This window comes from Nocardioides fonticola, from assembly GCF_039536805.1.
Classification (GTDB): domain Bacteria; phylum Actinomycetota; class Actinomycetes; order Propionibacteriales; family Nocardioidaceae; genus Nocardioides; species Nocardioides fonticola.
In genome coordinates, this window is the sequence record NZ_BAAAZH010000026.1 from 36,463 (window position 1) to 52,170 (window position 15,708).

General features: G+C 73.1%; 14 protein-coding genes. 6 read left to right on the forward strand and 8 right to left on the reverse strand.

Annotation, left to right across the window (positions count from 1 at the left end; all coding sequences use genetic code 11):
* The first annotated feature begins 104 nt into the window (after positions 1–104).
* Together ABD671_RS16765 and ABD671_RS16770 are read left to right on the forward strand one after the other, a co-directional pair.
* The gene (locus ABD671_RS16765) at positions 105–722 is read left to right on the forward strand and encodes a TetR/AcrR family transcriptional regulator (RefSeq protein ID WP_344734583.1); all 618 of its coding nucleotides are present in this window, start codon (positions 105–107) and stop codon (positions 720–722) included.
* A complete protein-coding gene (locus ABD671_RS16770) occupies positions 719–1,456 on the forward strand; it encodes an SDR family NAD(P)-dependent oxidoreductase (RefSeq protein ID WP_344734584.1) in 738 nt (245 codons plus the stop codon). The genes ABD671_RS16765 and ABD671_RS16770 overlap by 4 nt, the downstream gene beginning before the upstream one ends.
* A 3-nt stretch (positions 1,457–1,459) precedes the next feature.
* On the opposite strand, the gene ABD671_RS16775 is transcribed toward ABD671_RS16770, so the two are convergent.
* From ABD671_RS16775 to ABD671_RS16785, 3 genes are read right to left on the reverse strand one after another with little or no spacing between them, the layout of a single operon-like run.
* Positions 1,460–2,332, reverse strand: coding sequence for an alpha/beta hydrolase (locus ABD671_RS16775; RefSeq protein ID WP_344734585.1), 873 nt, complete (start codon positions 2,330–2,332; stop codon positions 1,460–1,462).
* A 3-nt stretch (positions 2,333–2,335) separates the two neighbouring features.
* On the reverse strand, positions 2,336–3,109 hold the full coding sequence (locus ABD671_RS16780) for a class F sortase (RefSeq protein ID WP_344734586.1): 774 nt from the start codon (positions 3,107–3,109) through the stop codon (positions 2,336–2,338).
* Positions 3,106–4,374, reverse strand: coding sequence for a hypothetical protein (locus ABD671_RS16785; RefSeq protein ID WP_344734587.1), 1,269 nt, complete (start codon positions 4,372–4,374; stop codon positions 3,106–3,108). The genes ABD671_RS16780 and ABD671_RS16785 overlap by 4 nt, the downstream gene beginning before the upstream one ends.
* A gap of 459 nt (positions 4,375–4,833) precedes the next feature.
* Between ABD671_RS16785 and chrA the strand changes: the two genes are divergently transcribed.
* The gene (gene chrA / locus ABD671_RS16790; protein WP_344734588.1) at positions 4,834–6,210 is read left to right on the forward strand and encodes a chromate efflux transporter; all 1,377 of its coding nucleotides are present in this window, start codon (positions 4,834–4,836) and stop codon (positions 6,208–6,210) included.
* Positions 6,211–6,213: 3 nt separating this feature from the next.
* Here the strand turns inward: chrA and ABD671_RS16795 are convergent, their stop codons facing one another.
* From ABD671_RS16795 to trxA, 3 genes are read right to left on the reverse strand one after another with little or no spacing between them, the layout of a single operon-like run.
* On the reverse strand, positions 6,214–6,426 hold the full coding sequence (locus ABD671_RS16795; RefSeq protein ID WP_344734589.1) for a YgaP family membrane protein: 213 nt from the start codon (positions 6,424–6,426) through the stop codon (positions 6,214–6,216).
* Between the two features lie 11 nt (positions 6,427–6,437).
* The gene (locus ABD671_RS16800) at positions 6,438–6,782 is read right to left on the reverse strand and encodes a hypothetical protein (protein ID WP_344734590.1); all 345 of its coding nucleotides are present in this window, start codon (positions 6,780–6,782) and stop codon (positions 6,438–6,440) included.
* Positions 6,783–6,786: 4 nt separating this feature from the next.
* Positions 6,787–7,185 (reverse strand): thioredoxin, encoded by a 399-nt coding sequence (gene trxA / locus ABD671_RS16805; RefSeq protein ID WP_344734591.1) that lies wholly within the window; start codon positions 7,183–7,185, stop codon positions 6,787–6,789.
* 161 nt (positions 7,186–7,346) lie between these two features.
* Here trxA and ABD671_RS16810 point away from each other — a divergent pair, with 161 nt between their 5' ends.
* Positions 7,347–9,521 (forward strand): MMPL family transporter, encoded by a 2,175-nt coding sequence (locus ABD671_RS16810; protein WP_344734592.1) that lies wholly within the window; start codon positions 7,347–7,349, stop codon positions 9,519–9,521.
* Between the two features lie 834 nt (positions 9,522–10,355).
* Positions 10,356–11,669 carry an HNH endonuclease signature motif containing protein gene (locus ABD671_RS16815; protein ID WP_344734593.1) on the forward strand — a complete coding sequence of 438 codons (1,314 nt, stop codon included), beginning with the start codon at positions 10,356–10,358 and terminating at the stop codon, positions 11,667–11,669.
* A gap of 30 nt (positions 11,670–11,699) precedes the next feature.
* Here the strand turns inward: ABD671_RS16815 and ABD671_RS16820 are convergent, their stop codons facing one another.
* Both ABD671_RS16820 and ABD671_RS16825 read right to left on the reverse strand, forming a co-directional pair.
* Positions 11,700–12,902 carry a hypothetical protein gene (locus tag ABD671_RS16820; RefSeq protein ID WP_344734594.1) on the reverse strand — a complete coding sequence of 401 codons (1,203 nt, stop codon included), beginning with the start codon at positions 12,900–12,902 and terminating at the stop codon, positions 11,700–11,702.
* Positions 12,903–13,207: 305 nt separating this feature from the next.
* Positions 13,208–14,002, reverse strand: a complete 795-nt coding sequence (locus ABD671_RS16825) for a crotonase/enoyl-CoA hydratase family protein (RefSeq protein WP_344734595.1) — start codon at positions 14,000–14,002, stop codon at positions 13,208–13,210.
* Positions 14,003–14,050: 48 nt separating this feature from the next.
* Here ABD671_RS16825 and pgm point away from each other — a divergent pair, with 48 nt between their 5' ends.
* Positions 14,051–15,700: a phosphoglucomutase (alpha-D-glucose-1,6-bisphosphate-dependent) gene (gene pgm, locus ABD671_RS16830; RefSeq protein ID WP_344734596.1), complete on the forward strand. Its 1,650-nt coding sequence runs from the start codon at positions 14,051–14,053 to the stop codon at positions 15,698–15,700.
* Positions 15,701–15,708 lie beyond the last annotated feature (8 nt).

The following is a 15,708-nucleotide window of genomic DNA, read 5'->3' on the forward strand; positions in this document are numbered from 1 at the left end:
GTGGGACCCTAGGGCGGCATCGGTCTGCTGTGCAAGACGGCGCACATGACACATGTCACCCCATGTGTCGCCTCACATGCCGGTCTGGTCTAGGGTGCGGCCTCGTGACCGCGTCCCTGCGGGAGTCCGCCGACTCCACCCGCATCCGCCTCCTCGAGGGGGCGTTGGCCTGCATGCGCGCCACCGGCACCACGCGGCTCACCTTCACCGACGTCTCCCGCGCCGCCGGCATCGCCCGGCAGACCGTCTACGCCTACTTCCCCGACCGCGACGCCCTCCTGCACGAGACCGTCTCCTACGCCGCGCTCCAGGTGGTCGACCGCATCGCCCGCGAGACCGAGGGGATCGCCGATCTCGCCGAGGCCGTCGTCGAGATCACCGTCGGCTTCCACGAGGCCGCCCGCGGCGACGTCGCCCTGCGCCAGGTGATCGCGATGACGCTGCACCCGGGCACGGTCGACGCCGGCACCATCTCGGCCCAGGCGATGGGCATCACGCGCGGCTTCCTGCGACCGCGGCTGGCCTCCGCCGACCTCGAGCGCATCGACGAGATCGCCGAGGTGCTGCTGCGCTTCCTGCTCTCCGTGCTCGGCTACCGCTCCGCGCAGACCGAGACCCCCGAGCGCCTGCGTGCGTTCCTGCACCGCACCCTCGTCCCCGCGCTCGGCCTCGCGCCGGCGTCCAGCCCCCTCCCCCCGACCAGCAGCCAGGAGTCCCCGTGACCGACGCCCGCCTCGCCTCCGCCCACCGCTTCGCCGGACGACGGGTGGTGGTCACCGGCGCCGCCGGCGGCGTCGGCCGCTCCCTGGTCGAGCTGCTGCGCGCCGAGGGCGCGCAGGTCGTGGCCACCGACGTCGTGCCCGGTGAGGACATCGAGATCGCCGACCTCTCCGACGAGCAGCAGATCGAGCGGTTCGTCGGCACCGCGCTGGAGCGGCTCGGCGGACTCGACGTGCTGTGCAACGTCGCCGGCGTCCAGCGCTTCACCCGCGTCGGCGAGCTCACCGGCGCCGAGCTGCGCCGCCATCTCGACATCAACGCCGTCGGCCCGCTGCTGCTCACCCAGGGCTTCGTCGAGGCGCTGGCGCAGGCACGGGGCAACGTCGTCTCGATCGCCTCCATCTCGGCGCTGATGGGGCAGCCGTACAACGCCGCCTACTGCGCCAGCAAGGCCGCGCTGCTGCTCGGCATGCGGGCGCTGGCGGTCGAACTCGCCGGGCGCGGCATCCGGGTCAACTGCGTCTCCCCCGGCGGCATCGACACCCCCATGGTCGAGGGCGCGGCGCACAGCCTGCCCTCCGACGTCGACTGGAACCTCATCGCCAAGAGCCAGAGCGTGATCCCCGGCTTCATGCCGCCCTCGGACGTCGCGCAGGCCGTGCTCTTCCTCGCCTCCGACGCGGCGTCCTCGATCACCGGGGCCAACCTGGTGGTCGATCGCGGCGTCATCTGGTGAGCGTCATCGGCTGAGGCCGCGCAGGAACTCCAGCTGGTCGGCGACCACCCCGGAGAAGGCGGGCTCGACGTAGGGCTCGAAGTGCCCGCAGTCGTAGGTGCGCACCTGCACGTGGCGGCCCAGACGACCGAGCTTCAGGGCCGGACCGGGCGGCGTGGTCTCGTCGTGTTCGGCCACCTGCACCAGCACCGGCACCCGGACGCCGCGCAGCCGCCGTCCGGGTGAGTAGGTGCCGATGCGGACGGCGAAGCGGGCGGCCACGCGGTCGTCGACCTCCAGGCCGGCCGGCGCCAGCCCGGCCATCTGCATCGCCTCGGGAGCCGTCATGAGCGCCAGCTCACCGGGCCGCCCGTACGCCGGCACGTAGTGCGGGGTGCGCCCGAGCGCGGCGCGCGCGAGGTCGAGGGTGCCGTGGGCGCTGAGGCGCAGCGCCTGGCGCACCGGCAGCGCGGCCACCGAGGCGGGCCCGCTCACGTGGGGCACCTGGGCGACGACGGCGTCGGCGCCGGCGCGACCGGCCAGGGCGAGAACGTGGCCGCCGGAGAGGGAGCTGCCCCACAGCACCAGCCGGGACCCCGGGGTGCGGGTGCGCGCGTAGGTGACGGCGGCGAGCCAGTCGTCGTGCTGGCGACCGATGTCGAGCACCTGCCGCGGCCCGCCTCCGCTGGCGCCGAAGCCGCGGTAGTCGAAGACCACGACGGCGTATCCGGCGTCGGCGAAGCGCTCGGCGTAGGCGTCCAGGCGCATCTCCTTGACCCCCGACAGCCCGTGGGCCATCACCACGGTCAGGGCGCGGTCGTCGCCGACGGGCGGGTAGAACCAGCCCGCGCAGTCGGCGTCGCCGCTGGCGAAGCGGATGTCCTCGCGTGCCGCCACGGGTCAGCGGGCCCCGGCGGCCGTGGCGTCGGAGGGGGAGTCCTCCTCGTCGTCGACCGGGTGGGCGAACAGCACGATGTTCGAGAGGTACTCCCCGTCGACGAAGTCGTCGCAGGTGACGAGCACCAGGCGGCCGTCGCCGTGGTCCTGGCCGAACAGCTCCTGGGCGTTGTCGGCGAGCTCCTGCTTGGAGAGCACCTCGACCTTGTCGGTCTCGTAGCGCGTGGTGCCCTCGTCGTTGGTGACGCTCACGAGGTCGCCGGGCTTCACCTCGCCGAGGCGGTTCATGATCCCGTAGCCGTCGTGGATGGTGTGTCCGGTGATGAGCATCTGGCCGGTGGCCTGACCGGGGACGGCGCTGCGCATCCACCATCCGACCAGCGGGCTGGCCGGCGGCGTCAGAACGCCGGCGGGGTCGATCGCGATGGGGACCACGGCCGCCTTCAGCCCGATCGAGGGCACGGCGAGGCTGCGCGGCTGCTCCGAGGAGGCGACGGTGGAGCTCTCCGGGCTTGCGGGAGCGGGCGCATCCTCACCCCCGGTGAGCAGGGAGACGATGAGCGCCACGAGGACCACCGCGAGGGCGGTGCCGGCGCCGACGAGCCAGGGCAGGTGACGTCGCACGAAGGAGACCGGCAGGGCCTCCTCCTCGCCGTCGGCGACGGCGTCAGCGTCGTCGCCCACGGGGCCGGGATCGGCCGGGAGGCCCTCGGAGACGGACGCGCCGTCCGGCCCGGAGTGATCCGGGCCGGACGGCGTGGTGTCGGGATCGGTCACCGGCGAGCGGTGGCCATCCGGCGCTGGGTGACCAGGCCGGCCGCGGTGCCCGCGGTGATCGCGCCGAGCGCGAGCAGGCCCGCGCCCCACGGCGCCGAGGCGGTGCCGCCGGCGTCGATCACGGTCGGGACGTCAGGACCGTTCGGACCCGGGTTCGGGTTCGGGTTCGGACCGGGCGTCGGGTTCGGACCCGGGGTCGGGTTGCCGCCGGTGACGCGGGCGTTCGGACCGCAGTTGACGGTGGCGATGTCGCCCTCGACGAGCGGGCTGCCGGCGACCTGCGCGGCGGCCGGGAGGACCTCGGCGTGCAGCGCGGTGACGGTGATCTGACCCTTGCCCGAGCTGGACTGCTTGTTCAGCGTGACCCGGAGGATGTTGTCCTCCAGCGGCGCGAGCTGGTCGGCGACCTGGGCGACGACGGTGTCGACGATCTGGGTCTTGATGGCGTCGGTGAGGGTGCCGAGCGGCGAGAGCACGCCGTTGAGCGACTCGGTGACGTCGGTCTTGACACCGTCGAGGACGACGTCGAGCACCTTGTCGAGGTCGGTGACGACCTCGGTGTTGGGCGCCGGGCGGGTCGGGAGGGTGACCAGGTTGACGCTCTGGCCGGCGATCGTCGCGCCGAGCGTGGCGTCGGTGATGTTCGCGGCGCCGGTGGCCGCACCCGGGGTGGCCGAGCAGACGGCCTGGATGGCGCCGAAGGTGCCGCCGATGCTGAGGTCGCCGATCGGGGTGCCGCCCAGAGCGCTGGACAGCGCGGAGGTCAGCGGGCCGAGCAGGGCCTGGACGACGGGGTTCAGCTGGGCCAGCGGGCCGAGCGCGGACGCCGGGTCGATGGTGACGACGTCGGAGAGGTCGAGGTTGGCGAAGTTGACGCCGAAGGAGTTGCCCGGGGTCAGGCAGCCCGACTCGCCGATCTGGCCGACCGCACCGCCCTGGCCGGCGACACCGGAGCACGCCTTGGAGGTGCCGTCCTTGCCGACGATCTTGGTGGAGGCCTCCTGGGCCAGCACGCCGACGTCGACGAGGTTCTGGTTGTTGAGGACGTCGACCGGCGGGTTGGACTCGCCGGTGACCTTCTCGCCCGTGCCGTCGTCGGTGGCCGCGTAGGTGCCGGTGTCGAACCCGGAGCCCGCGATCGACAGGGTCAGCGCGGTGGCGCTGGACTGCGCGACGATCGTCGCCGCGTAGCCGGGGCCGGCAGCGGCCACCAGCAGGCCGGCGGCGAGGCCGGTCGCGGCAACCTTCATGCCCGTCTTCTTCATGAACATTCCTCTCGTGTGGTGGATGTCCCCACGAACAGCCACCAGGGGGGTTGGGAAAGCATCGTGACCCGGCTGCGATCCCGAGACTGTGGGGGAGGGAGTCGGGGCACCGATGTTCTCGGTCGGCATCCTAGGGCTCCGGGTGCCAGGCCTGTCACATGCCCGATCGGGCACTGGTCTACACCCCCGGGTGCCGTCGACCTCCCGGGCGGGACGGCCGGGCGGCGCGCCGTGGGTGCTGCGGCGGGCCACGAGGCGCCACCGGGAGGTTCGTTCGTCCCGGGACGTTCGGTCCGGAGATCCTCCTGTCGGCCGGGCCGACGACCGCAGCCCGGGGCGGCGCTATGAGGCTCGTCACGTGGACCGGACCGGCCGCGTGGCGGACAGGAACCCCCTGCGGATCCCATCGCCCGGCGGGGTGGGAGCGGTCTTCCGGCGCGGAGCAGGGATAGTGGCCCCGTGCCCCGCGACCCCGACCCGCGCGAGCCAAGCTCTCGCGACGCCGTCCCGCTGCGTGAGGCGACCCGGGCGTGGTTCCGCATCTCCCTGCAGACCTTCGGCGGACCGGCCGGGCAGATCGCGGTCATGCAGCGCGAACTCGTCGAGGAACGGGGTTGGATCGGCCAGCGCCGGTTCCTGCACGCCCTCTCCTTCTGCACGCTCCTGCCCGGCCCGGAGGCGCAGCAGTTGGCCATCTACACCGGCTGGCTGCTCAACGGGATCCGCGGCGGCCTCATCGCCGGCGTCCTGTTCGTCCTGCCGGGTGTCGCGGCGCTGCTCGCGCTCTCCGCCCTCTACGTCGGGTACGGCGAGACGACCGCCGTCGTCTCGCTGCTCGGCGGTCTCGCTCCGGCGGTCGTGGCGATCGTCGCCCAGGCCGTGGTGCGCATCGGTCGGCGCAGCCTCGGCGATCGCACGGCGATCGGGCTGGCCGTCGCCGCCTTCGGCGTCCTGACGGTGACCACGGTCCCCTTCCCCCTCGTCATCGGCGTGGCGGCCGGTATCGGCTGGGCCGTCGGACGACGACGTCCGGCAGCTCCGACGACCGTCGAGCCGGACGACGCGCGCACGCCGCTGATCCCCGACGACGCGCTCCACCACGACCGTCCCTCCCGCGGGCGCACGCTGCGGGTGCTCGGGGTCGGGCTCCTCGCCTGGGCGGTGCCGCTCGGCCTGGTCATCGCCCTCACCGGGCGCTCGAGCGTGTTCGCCGAGCAGGGCCTCTTCTTCTCCGGCACCGCGCTGGTGACCTTCGGCGGCGCCTACGCCGTGCTCGCGTTCGTCGCCCAACGCGCCGTCGAGGTCTACGGCTGGTTGGCGCCCGGCGAGATGGTGCGCGGGCTGGCGCTGGCCGAGTCGACGCCGGGCCCGCTCATCATGGTCGTGCAGTTCGTGGCCTTCGTCGGCGCCTACCGCGATCCGGGGTCGCTGGACCCGTGGGTCGCCGCGGTACTGGGGGCGCTGCTCACGACGTGGGTGACCTTCGTGCCGTGCTTCGTGCTCGTCTTCCTCGGTGCCCCGTGGATGGAGCGGCTGCGCGGCAACCGGTCGCTCGCCGCCGCGCTCGGCGGCGTGACCGCCGCGGTCGTCGGCGTCATCGCCCACCTCGGCCTGTACTTCGCCACCCACACGCTGTTCGCCGACGTCGAGCGCCGCAGCAGCGGACCCTTCGGCCTCGAGGTGCCCGACCCGTCGTCGGTGCGCTGGGTCGCGGTGGCACTCACCGTGGTGGCGGCGTGGCTCCTGCTGCGCCGGGAGTGGTCGCCGCTGCGGGTGCTCGGGCTGTGCGCCGGGCTCGGCCTGGTGGCCGGGCTGGCGGGGTTGCCGGTGGGCTGAGGCTCACCGCCCACTCGGGAAGGCGCACCCCGCGGGGACGCCGATCCGGGCGAGGATCAGTGCGGCCGGGCAGAACCCGGTGACGCTCGATTGGAGCAGGTTGAGTCCGACGAAGCCGGTGAGGAGCAGCCACCACGCAGACGTCAGGACGGCGAGCAGGATGCTGATGAGGACGAGGGTCCCGGCGAGGGCGAGGACGGCGCGATCGATGGTCACGGTGATCCGCCTCAGCTCAGGACCAGCAGGCCGATGACGGTCGGCAGCACCCCGAGGAGCAGCCACGGCGAGACCACCGGACGGCGGTGGATGGCCAGTCCGGCGACGACGGCAAGGACGCCGAAGGCGCCGGCGATCACCGCGAGGCCGACTCGTGAGGCCTGGAAGGCCGGGTCGATGAACCAGGCCGCGACCAGCAGGCCGCCGCTCATGTGGAGGATGCTCGTGACGGCGAGCGTCGACATCACCCAGGTCTGCACCCGCGAGATGCTCGCGCTGTTCGACTCGTCGCGCTGGAGGTTGTTCGGGTCCATGAGATGGCGGCGGCGGGGTGCGCCGGTGGCGGCCTGGGTCATCTGACTACTCCTTCTCGGGGGCGGGTCCGCCCTCGCGCGCCTCGTGCTCGGCGAGGGCGGCGTCGACGTCGAGCTCGCGCACGGCCGCGATGACCTGCTCGAGTCCGGCCGGCGGCAGGGCGCCGGGCTGGGCGAAGACGAGATGGCCCTTCTTGAAGGCCATCAGCGTCGGGATCGAGGTGATCTGCGCGGCGCCGGCGAGCTCGCGCTCGACCTCGGTGTCGACCTTGCCGAAGACGACGTCCCCGTGCAGTTCGGCAGCCCGCTCGAAGACGGGGGCGAACTGGCGGCACGGACCGCACCAGGCGGCCCAGAAGTCGACCAGGACGACCTCGTTATCGGTGACGGTCTGCTCGAAGTTGGCAGCGGTGAGCGTGACGGTGGCGGTGGCGTCGGCGGCCATGACGGCCCTCCTCGTGGTGGCGGCGCGGGTGCGCCTCGATGAATTGACCATAACCCCCGGGGGGGTTAATGTCCAAACCCCAGGGGGGGTTAGAACCTTCCCGCGGGGACGGCAGGTAGCCGTCACCGCAGCACGTATCTCCATCCATCAGGAGCGTCGTCATGACCACCATCCATTCCCCGTCCGACCGATCGGCCGGTGCCCCCTCCGACCTGCCGCCACTGACCGAGTACGGCCTGCTCGGCCGGATCGGTATCGGCGTCACGCGTCACGGCCGCATGGTCGCGATCATCTGGGCGCTGCTCGTCGTCGGGCTCGGCGTCTTCGCGCCACGGGTCGAGGCGGAGCTGTCCGGCGCCGGATGGCAGGCGAACGGTTCGGAGTCGGTCGGCGTCCGCGAGCTCGCCGTGCAGCACTTCGGCGGCACCGGCGGGTCGGCGATCCAGGTCGTCGTCCACGACTCCGCCGGCGACGTGACCACCGGCACCGGGGCCCGCGTGATCGCCGAGGCGACCGCCATCCTCGGCCGCGACGACCGCATCGGCGAGATCGTCGCACCCCAGCCGGGCATGTCGATCAGCGCCGACGGCTCGACCGCGGTGATCCTCGCGGGCGCGGGTGCCGACACCAACGAGATGGTGCGCGCGGCCACCGACCTCAAGGGCGAGCTCGAGGACCTCTCGGCCGGCTCGGTGACGGTGAACCCGACCGGATCGTCGATGCTCTGGTCGGACTTCAACGAGGCGAACCTGTCGGCCATGCTCCGCTCGGAGATGATCTCCTGGCCCGTCACGCTGGCGATCCTCGTGCTCGCCTTCGGCGCGCTCGTCGCCGCGGGACTGCCGCTGCTGCTGACCCTCGCCGGCCTCGTCGCCTCCGCCGGCTCGCTCGTGCTCATCAACCAGGTCGTGCCGGTCTCCATCTGGGCGATGAACTTCGCGATGATGTTCGCGCTCGCCCTGGGCATCGACTACGCGCTCTTCCTCGTCGTCCGGTACCGCGCCGCCCGGATGGGTGCGCACGAGGACCGGGCGCACGCCGTGGCCGAGACGATGGACACCGCCGGTAAGGCCGTGCTGCTGTCCGGGCTGACCGTGCTGGTCTCGCTCTCCGCCGTGATGCTCGTGCCGAGCCCCGCGTTCCGCTCGATGGCCGCCGGCATCATGCTCGCCGTCGTCTTCGTGCTCGCCGCGACGCTCACCCTGCTGCCGCTGGTGCTCCACCGTCTCGACGACCGGATCAACAAGCTCGCCCTGCCCTGGGTGCACACCGGCGAGCACCGCTCGCCCCGCTTCGAGGCCTGGGGCGAGCTGCTCTGGCGTCGTCCGGTGCTCTTCGGTGCCGCGGCCCTGGTCGTGCTGGTCGCGCTCGCCGCCCCGGTGCTCGGCCTGCGCACCGCGATGCCCTCGATCAAGGTGCTGCCCGAGGACGCCTCCGCCCGCGTCGGGTACGACGTCGTCCAGGCCGCCTTCGGGGACGGCGCCCCCGGCACGCTCCAGGTGATCGCGCCGGCCGCCGAGGCCGACGCGACGGCGTCCGCCCTGGCCGCCGACCCGGGGATCGCCGGCGTCATGCCCGCGATGCCGGCCGCCGACGACTCCGGACTCGTGCTGATCCAGGCCGTGCCCACCGTCGACCCCTCCGACCCTGGGCTCGCCGCGACCGTCGACCGCCTCCGCGCCGACCTGCCGTCCGGCGCCCAGGTGGGCGGCGCCGCGGTGGAGAACCTCGACCTGAAGACCCAGCTGGACGCCTCGACGCCGCTGGTCATCGGCGTCGTCCTCGCCCTGGGGTTCCTGCTCCTGCTCATCGCCCTGCAGGCACCGCTCATCGCCCTGCTCGGCACCCTGGTCAGCCTGCTCTCGACCGCCGCCGCCTTCGGCGTCGCCCGGCTCGTCTTCCAGGAGGGCTGGGGCACCGGCCTCATGGGTTTCGAGCACCAGGGCTTCCTCGACGCCTGGGCCCCGGTGTTCTTCTTCGCGATGATCTTCGCGATCGCGATGGACTACACGGTGTTCCTGCTCGCCTCGGCCAAGGAGCACTACGAGCGCTCGGGCGACCCGAAGGAGGCCATGGTGGGCGCCGTCGCCCACTCCGGCCGCGTCATCTTCGCCGCCGGCGCCGTCATGGTGGCCGTGTTCTTCACCTTCTCCCTCGCCGGCCCGCTGCCGCCCAAGGAGATGGGCATCGTGCTCGGCACCGCCGTCCTGCTCGACGCCTTCCTCGTGCGGCTCGTGCTGCTGCCGGTGCTCCTGCGCCTCACCGGCACCGCCGCCTGGGCCGTGCCCGGCTGGCTGCGCCGCGTGCTGCCCGAGATCCACTTCTCCCACGGCTGATCGATCGACCTACGAAGGAGTCACCCATGTGTCGAGCCGTCCGATGCCGCCGCTGCGGCAAGACCACCTGGTCGGGCTGCGGCCAGCATGTCGCCCAGGTGATGGCGGGCGTCCCGAAGGCCGATCGTTGCGCCGGCCATGAGGCAGAGCCGCGGCGGGGGGTGTGGGCGAGGTTGCGGGGGGAGCGGTAGGGGCGCTTCCCCGGGGGGCCCTGGCGCCGGGGTGCTGCGGTGGTCGAGGTGCGGGGTGCTCTGGCGTCGAGCCGCTCCGGTGGTCGAGGTGCGAGGCGCCCCGGCGCCGAGCCGCGAGACCCGGCGAGGTGGACGCTGACGGCGGGGACGCCGTCGTCGCTCGGTGTCGGCTCCCGGCTACGGCGTTCGCTTCGGGTGAAAGACGCTGGCTATGGCGGTGCCGGGTGGCTCTCGGTGTTCGGGTCGCCGTTCGCTCCGGGTTGAAAGGCGCTGGCTACGTGGGCGGGCGGTTGCGCTCGGCGTTCGGGTCGCCGTCGGCATTGGGTTGAAAGGCGCCAGCTACGCAGGTGGGCGGTTGCCGCTGACTCTCGGGTGCGGGGGTCTCGCGGCTCGCATGCGCTCGCACCTCGACCACCGATCGCTTCCGGTGGTCGAGGTGCGAGGCGCCCCGGCGCCGAGCCGCGAGACCCAGCAAGACGACCGCTCGCAGTAGGGACGATCTACGGCTCCCGGCCGGTGGCTGAGGTGCCCGAGCCCCCAGGCGAGGGTCTCGAAGCCCAGCAAGCCGCACAGCAGCCGAAACCCGCGACATTCAGTCGCCCAGAACCCTTGTCTTCGAACACATGTTCGAGTAGACTGAGGCATGGCCTCCACCCCCCACCAGGAAGAACTGGACCCGCGTGACCCGCGGTCCCTCCTGGTCCACGCACGCGACGCGCGTGCCGCCGAGGAGGCCCACGGTCGCGAGGTCTTCATCGCCGCCGCACGCTGGGCACTCGCCCACCCCGCGGCTGACGAATGGGACAGTGCGTGTGTTCCCGGCACCGAACGCGAACTCGCCATCGCCGGCCAAGGAGCACCCCTGGTCGCGGAGTTCTGCATCGACGAGTTCGCTGCCGCCATCGGCCTGTCCACCGACGCCGGGCACTACTACATCGGCGACGCCCTCGAACTCGCTGCTCGCCTTCCCCGGTGCTGGCGACGGGTGGAGGCTGGTCAGGTGCCGGTGTGGCGGGCCCGCAAGATCGCCCAAGCCACCCGCCTCCTCTCACCCGAAGCCGTCGCGTTGGTCGACCAGCGGTTGGCGTCGTTCGCGCACTCCATCGGTGGACGCGGGATCGAGCAGACAGTGAGAGCAGCTGAAGCAGAAGTCGACCCCGAGGTCCTGCGTGCGAGGCGCGAAGCGGCTGACGACAAGCGGCACGTGACCATCTACTCCCGGCACGTCGACTTCCACGGCAGGGTCGACATCGAAGGCGCCCTCGACCTCGCCGACGCCCTCGACCTCGAGGACGCCCTCGCCGCCATCGCCGCCCAACTCAAGGACCTCGGCTGCACCGAATCCCTCGACGCCCGACGCGCCATGGCCCTCGGCGAACTCGCCCGACGCGAAACACCCCTGACCTTCGACGCGGCTGGCGAGGTGGGGCCGCCGGCGCGGTCCAAGCGGACCCTCCAGCTCTACGTCCACATCAGCCACGCACCCGGCCAGAACCCCTTCGGTACGGCCGCTCGTGTGGAGAACACCCGCACCGTCCTCGACCTCGACACCCTGCGCAGTTGGTGCGCTGACGCTGACACCCAACTCCACGTCCGACCCGTCCTCGACCTCGCCGAACACCGGTCGAGCGAGTCCTACGAGATCCCCACCCGGCTCCGCGAACAGGTGATCCTCCGAGACGTCACCTGCGTCTTCCCCCACTGCACCAGGCCGGCACGCAGCGCCGACATCGACCACATCGTCCCGTGGGACGAAGGCGGAACCACCAGTACAGAGAATCTCGCCGCGCTCTGCAGACATCACCACCGCATCAAGACCCACCACGGCTGGACCTACACACCCGTCGATCCGAACGACACCAGCGGCCCACCCGGCAGCTACCGCTGGACCAGCCCCCACGGCCAGCAGTACCTCCGCACACCCACCGGCACCACGCAGCTCACCACGACAGCCTGAACCCCACCCGGGTTCGGGCCCGTCGTGCTGCTATCGAGCGCGGCCGGGCGGTCGGTCACCCACCTGCACCTGCCCGAGGCGCACGGCGAGGTGGAGATCGCCGTCGGCGAGCAGCAGCCGGTCGGCGACCGGACGGAGGGCCTCCCCGAGCCCGAGGCGCACCGCGAACGCCGGACGCCCGGAGCGGACGTCGAGGGCGGTGAGGTACCAGGCCTGGACGCCCCACCACGAACGCCGCTTGGTGACCACGTAGACGAGCCCGGTGCGTGCGGCGACCACGGGGACGACGGGAGCGGGCGAGGCGGACGCCGTCCAGGCGACGCGGCAGCGGACGCCGTCGGGGCCGGGTTCGACGAGCACGCGGGCGACCGCGCCGGAGGGGGCGCGGCCCAGAGCGGTGCGCCAGCGCGACCACCCGGCGGTGTCGAGGACGACGACCGAGGAGCCGACGGCGACGAGATCGACACCGGTGGCGCTGCCGTCGTCGAACAGCTCGGTGCGGCAGAGCTCCTCGCCCGAACGATCGAGCACGACGAGCTGCTCGCGGGGGTCGGCGTTGTCGGTGACCGCGACGAGCCCGCCGGGCAGGACGACCGGACGCGTGCCGGTGCCGGGCCCGGGCTGGCCGACCTTGGTGCGGCTGCCGACGTCGTACGGGGCGCGCCACCGCGGGCGCAGATCGGGGCCGAGTCGGTGCACCGCGCGGGTGGTGGCGACGACGAGGTCGGTCGCGTCGACGGCGAGTCCGGTGACGACCGGTTCGCCGAGAGCGCGGGTGCGCACCCGGCCGGCGTCGAGGGCGCCGACGACGCCGTCGGCACTGACGAACCAGACCCGGGCGCCGGAGGTCGCGACGTCGCGGAGGCAGTCGTCGGCGGCGAGCTCGAGGTCGACGGCGTCGACCGTGGTGAGCCCGTCGCCGGAGGGACGCAGCAGGAGCAGCCGACGGGCGGAGCCGGCCACCAGCACACCGTCGTCCCGCAGCGCGAGCACGCCGCGGCCGCACCGGCCGGGGTCGGGCAGATCGCGGACGGCGTCAGGGTGCAGCGAACCTGGGTCGATGAGCTGGAGGCGGGTGCCGCGCGGACTCGTGCAGACGGCGGCGATCCGGCCCTCGGCGTCCAGCAGCGTGCGACGGCACGCGTCGAGACCGGACCATCCGGTGCTGACGCGGGTGGTGTCACCGACCGGCGCCTCCCCCGGCGTGCCGCCCGGCACGGGCGCGGGTTCCACCGGCCGCCCGGTGTAGGACGGCGTGACCCAGCGCCCCGCACCCGGCGGGATGCCGAGCCGCCCGTCGGGGACGACGAGGACGGTCGCGACCAGAGCGAGGAGCAGCGCCGGCGCCGCGGCGACAGCGATCCGCCGGCCGCGGAGGGAGAGGTGCCAGGGCCACGACGACCAGCCGGTGGCCCACCACCCGGTCCACCGACGCCGCGACCACGGGACGACGAGCGGTGCGACCGCCGCGACGAGGACGACGAACGGGCCGGCCAGCCACCACAGGAGCAGCAGCCCGGCGACCCCGAGGACGCGCTTCAGCGGCCGCGCGGGCCGAACTGCGGCACCGCCTTGGCGAAGGCCGCCTCGCGGGCGATCTTCGTGTTGCGGGCGACCAGCAGACGGGCCTGCTCGATGCGCTCCCGGGCGAAGGTGCGGCGCGAGCCCGCGAACCAGGTGTCGTCGAAGAGCCGCTTGGCGGCGGCGAGCTGGTCGGGCGAACGCAGCGCGAGGGCGGCGGCCAACCGCTCGGCCGCGGCCACCGGGTCGGCGTCCAGCTCGGTGACCAGGCCCAGGTCGAGCGCCTCCTTGCCCGAGAGGTGCTCGGCGGTCATCGTCAGCCGCTTGGCGACATCGATGCCGACGAGCTCGGAGAGGCTGCGCACCCCCGACATGTCGGGGATGATCCCCCACTTGCCCTCGAGCACCGACCACGTGGAGTCGGGGGTGGCGATGCGGAAGTCGGCGGCGAGCGCGAGCTGCAGACCGCCGCCCAGGCAGTGCCCGTGCACGGCGGCGATCACCGGCACCGGCAGGCGACGCCACGCCCAGCACGCCTCCTGGAAGGTGTTGGTGCCGGCCCACGGGCGCGGGATGAAGCTGGTGAGGATGCGCCGCGGCTCGCGCAGCACGGTGGCGAAGTCGAGCCCCGCGCAGAAGGCGTCGCCCTCGCCGGCGACGATGACGGCGCGCAGCGTGCGGTCGCGGCGCAGCATGCGGGCGGTGGTGACGAGATCGTCGAGGATGTCCAACGTCAACGCGTTGAGCTTCTCGGGCCGGTCGAGCCGGACATGGGCGACGCCGTCGCGCACGGTGCAGGTCACGTTGCTCACCGCAGGAGTATCCCCCGCGCACCCGCCCGGGAGAGCATGATGTCCGCCATGACCAGCTCCCGCGCCGGCCAGCCCGCCGAGCCCGCCGACCTCGTCGACATCGCCCACCTCGTCACGGCGTACTACACGACGGTGCCCGACCCGGACGACGTCGACCAGCAGGTCGCCTTCGGCACCAGCGGCCACCGCGGCTCCGCCCTCGACGGCGCGTTCAACGAGACCCACATCCTGGCCACCACGCAGGCGATCTGCGACTACCGGCGCAGCCAGGGCTTCGACGGTCCGCTGTTCATCGGACGCGACACCCACGGCCTCTCCGAGCCCGCCTGGGCCAGCGCCCTGGAGGTGCTGGCCGCCAACGACGTCACCGTGCTCGTCGACGCCGCCGACCGCTACACCCCCACCCCCTCGGTCTCCCACGCGATCCTGCGTGCCAACGCCGGCCGCACCACCGGCCCCGGCCTCGCCGACGGCATCGTCGTGACGCCGTCCCACAACCCGCCGCGCGACGGCGGCTTCAAGTACAACCCGCCCCACGGCGGCCCCGCCGACACCGACGCCACGAAGGTCATCGCGGCCCGCGCCAACGAGCTGATCCGCGGCGGACTGGCCGAGGTCAAGCGCATCCCCTTCGGCCGCGCGCGGGCAGCCGCCGAGGCCTACGACTTCCTCGGCACCTACGTCGACGACCTGCCCGCGGTGGTCGACCTCGACGCCGTGCGCGCCGCCGGGGTGCGCATCGGCGCCGACCCGCTCGGCGGCGCCTCGGTCGACTACTGGGGCGCGATCGCCGAACGGCACCGCCTCGACCTCACCGTGGTCAACCCGCTCGTCGACCCCACCTGGCGGTTCATGACCCTGGACTGGGACGAGAAGATCCGCATGGACTGCTCCTCCCCCTCGGCGATGGCCTCGCTCGTGGCGCGCATGGACGGCGCCGACGCCGCCTTCGACCTCGCCACCGGCAACGACGCCGACGCCGACCGGCACGGCATCGTCACCCCCGACGGGCTGATGAACCCCAACCACTTCCTGGCCGTGGCCATCGAGCACCTCTTCGGCGGCGCCCGCCCCGACTGGCCCGCCGGAGCGCGGATCGGCAAGACGCTCGTCTCCTCCTCGATGATCGACAAGGTCGCCGGCGGCCTGGGCGCCGACCTGGTCGAGGTGCCGGTCGGCTTCAAGTGGTTCGTGCCCGGCCTCATCGACGGCTCGTTCGGCTTCGGTGGCGAGGAGTCGGCCGGTGCCTCGTTCCTGCGCCGCGACGGCCGCGTGTGGACCACCGACAAGGACGGCCTGATCCTGGCCCTGCTGGCCTCGGAGATCCTGGCCCGCACGGGCGAGACGCCGTCCCAGCGCTACGCCGCACTGGTCGAGCGCTACGGCGACCCCGCCTACGCGCGCATCGACGCCCCCGCCGACCGCGCCCAGAAGGCCAAGCTCGCCGCCCTGTCGCCGGACGACGTCCGGGCCACCGAGCTGGCCGGCGAGCCGATCCTCGACCGGCTCGTCGCCGCCCCGGGCAACGGCGCGCCCATCGGCGGCCTCAAGGTCGTGACCGCCTCGGCCTGGTTCGCCGCCCGCCCCTCGGGCACCGAGGACGTCTACAAGATCTACGCCGAGAGCTTCGCCGGACCCGAGCACCTCGCCCGGGTGCAGGCCGAGGCGCGGGAGGTCGTGGCCGCAGCCCTGGGGTGAGGGCAGAG

What these genes read in the sequence shown, in the direction of transcription:
- ABD671_RS16800 (WP_344734590.1), bottom strand. Translation starts at nt 6,782, where the DNA reads ATGACCCAGGCCGCCACCGGCGCACCCCGCCGCCGCCATCTCATGGAC.
- trxA (WP_344734591.1), bottom strand. Translation starts at nt 7,185, where the DNA reads ATGGCCGCCGACGCCACCGCCACCGTCACGCTCACCGCTGCCAACTTC.
- ABD671_RS16815 (WP_344734593.1), top strand. Translation starts at nt 10,356, where the DNA reads ATGGCCTCCACCCCCCACCAGGAAGAACTGGACCCGCGTGACCCGCGG.
- ABD671_RS16785 (WP_344734587.1), bottom strand. Translation starts at nt 4,374, where the DNA reads ATGAAGAAGACGGGCATGAAGGTTGCCGCGACCGGCCTCGCCGCCGGC.
- pgm (WP_344734596.1), top strand. Translation starts at nt 14,051, where the DNA reads ATGACCAGCTCCCGCGCCGGCCAGCCCGCCGAGCCCGCCGACCTCGTC.
- ABD671_RS16810 (WP_344734592.1), top strand. Translation starts at nt 7,347, where the DNA reads ATGACCACCATCCATTCCCCGTCCGACCGATCGGCCGGTGCCCCCTCC.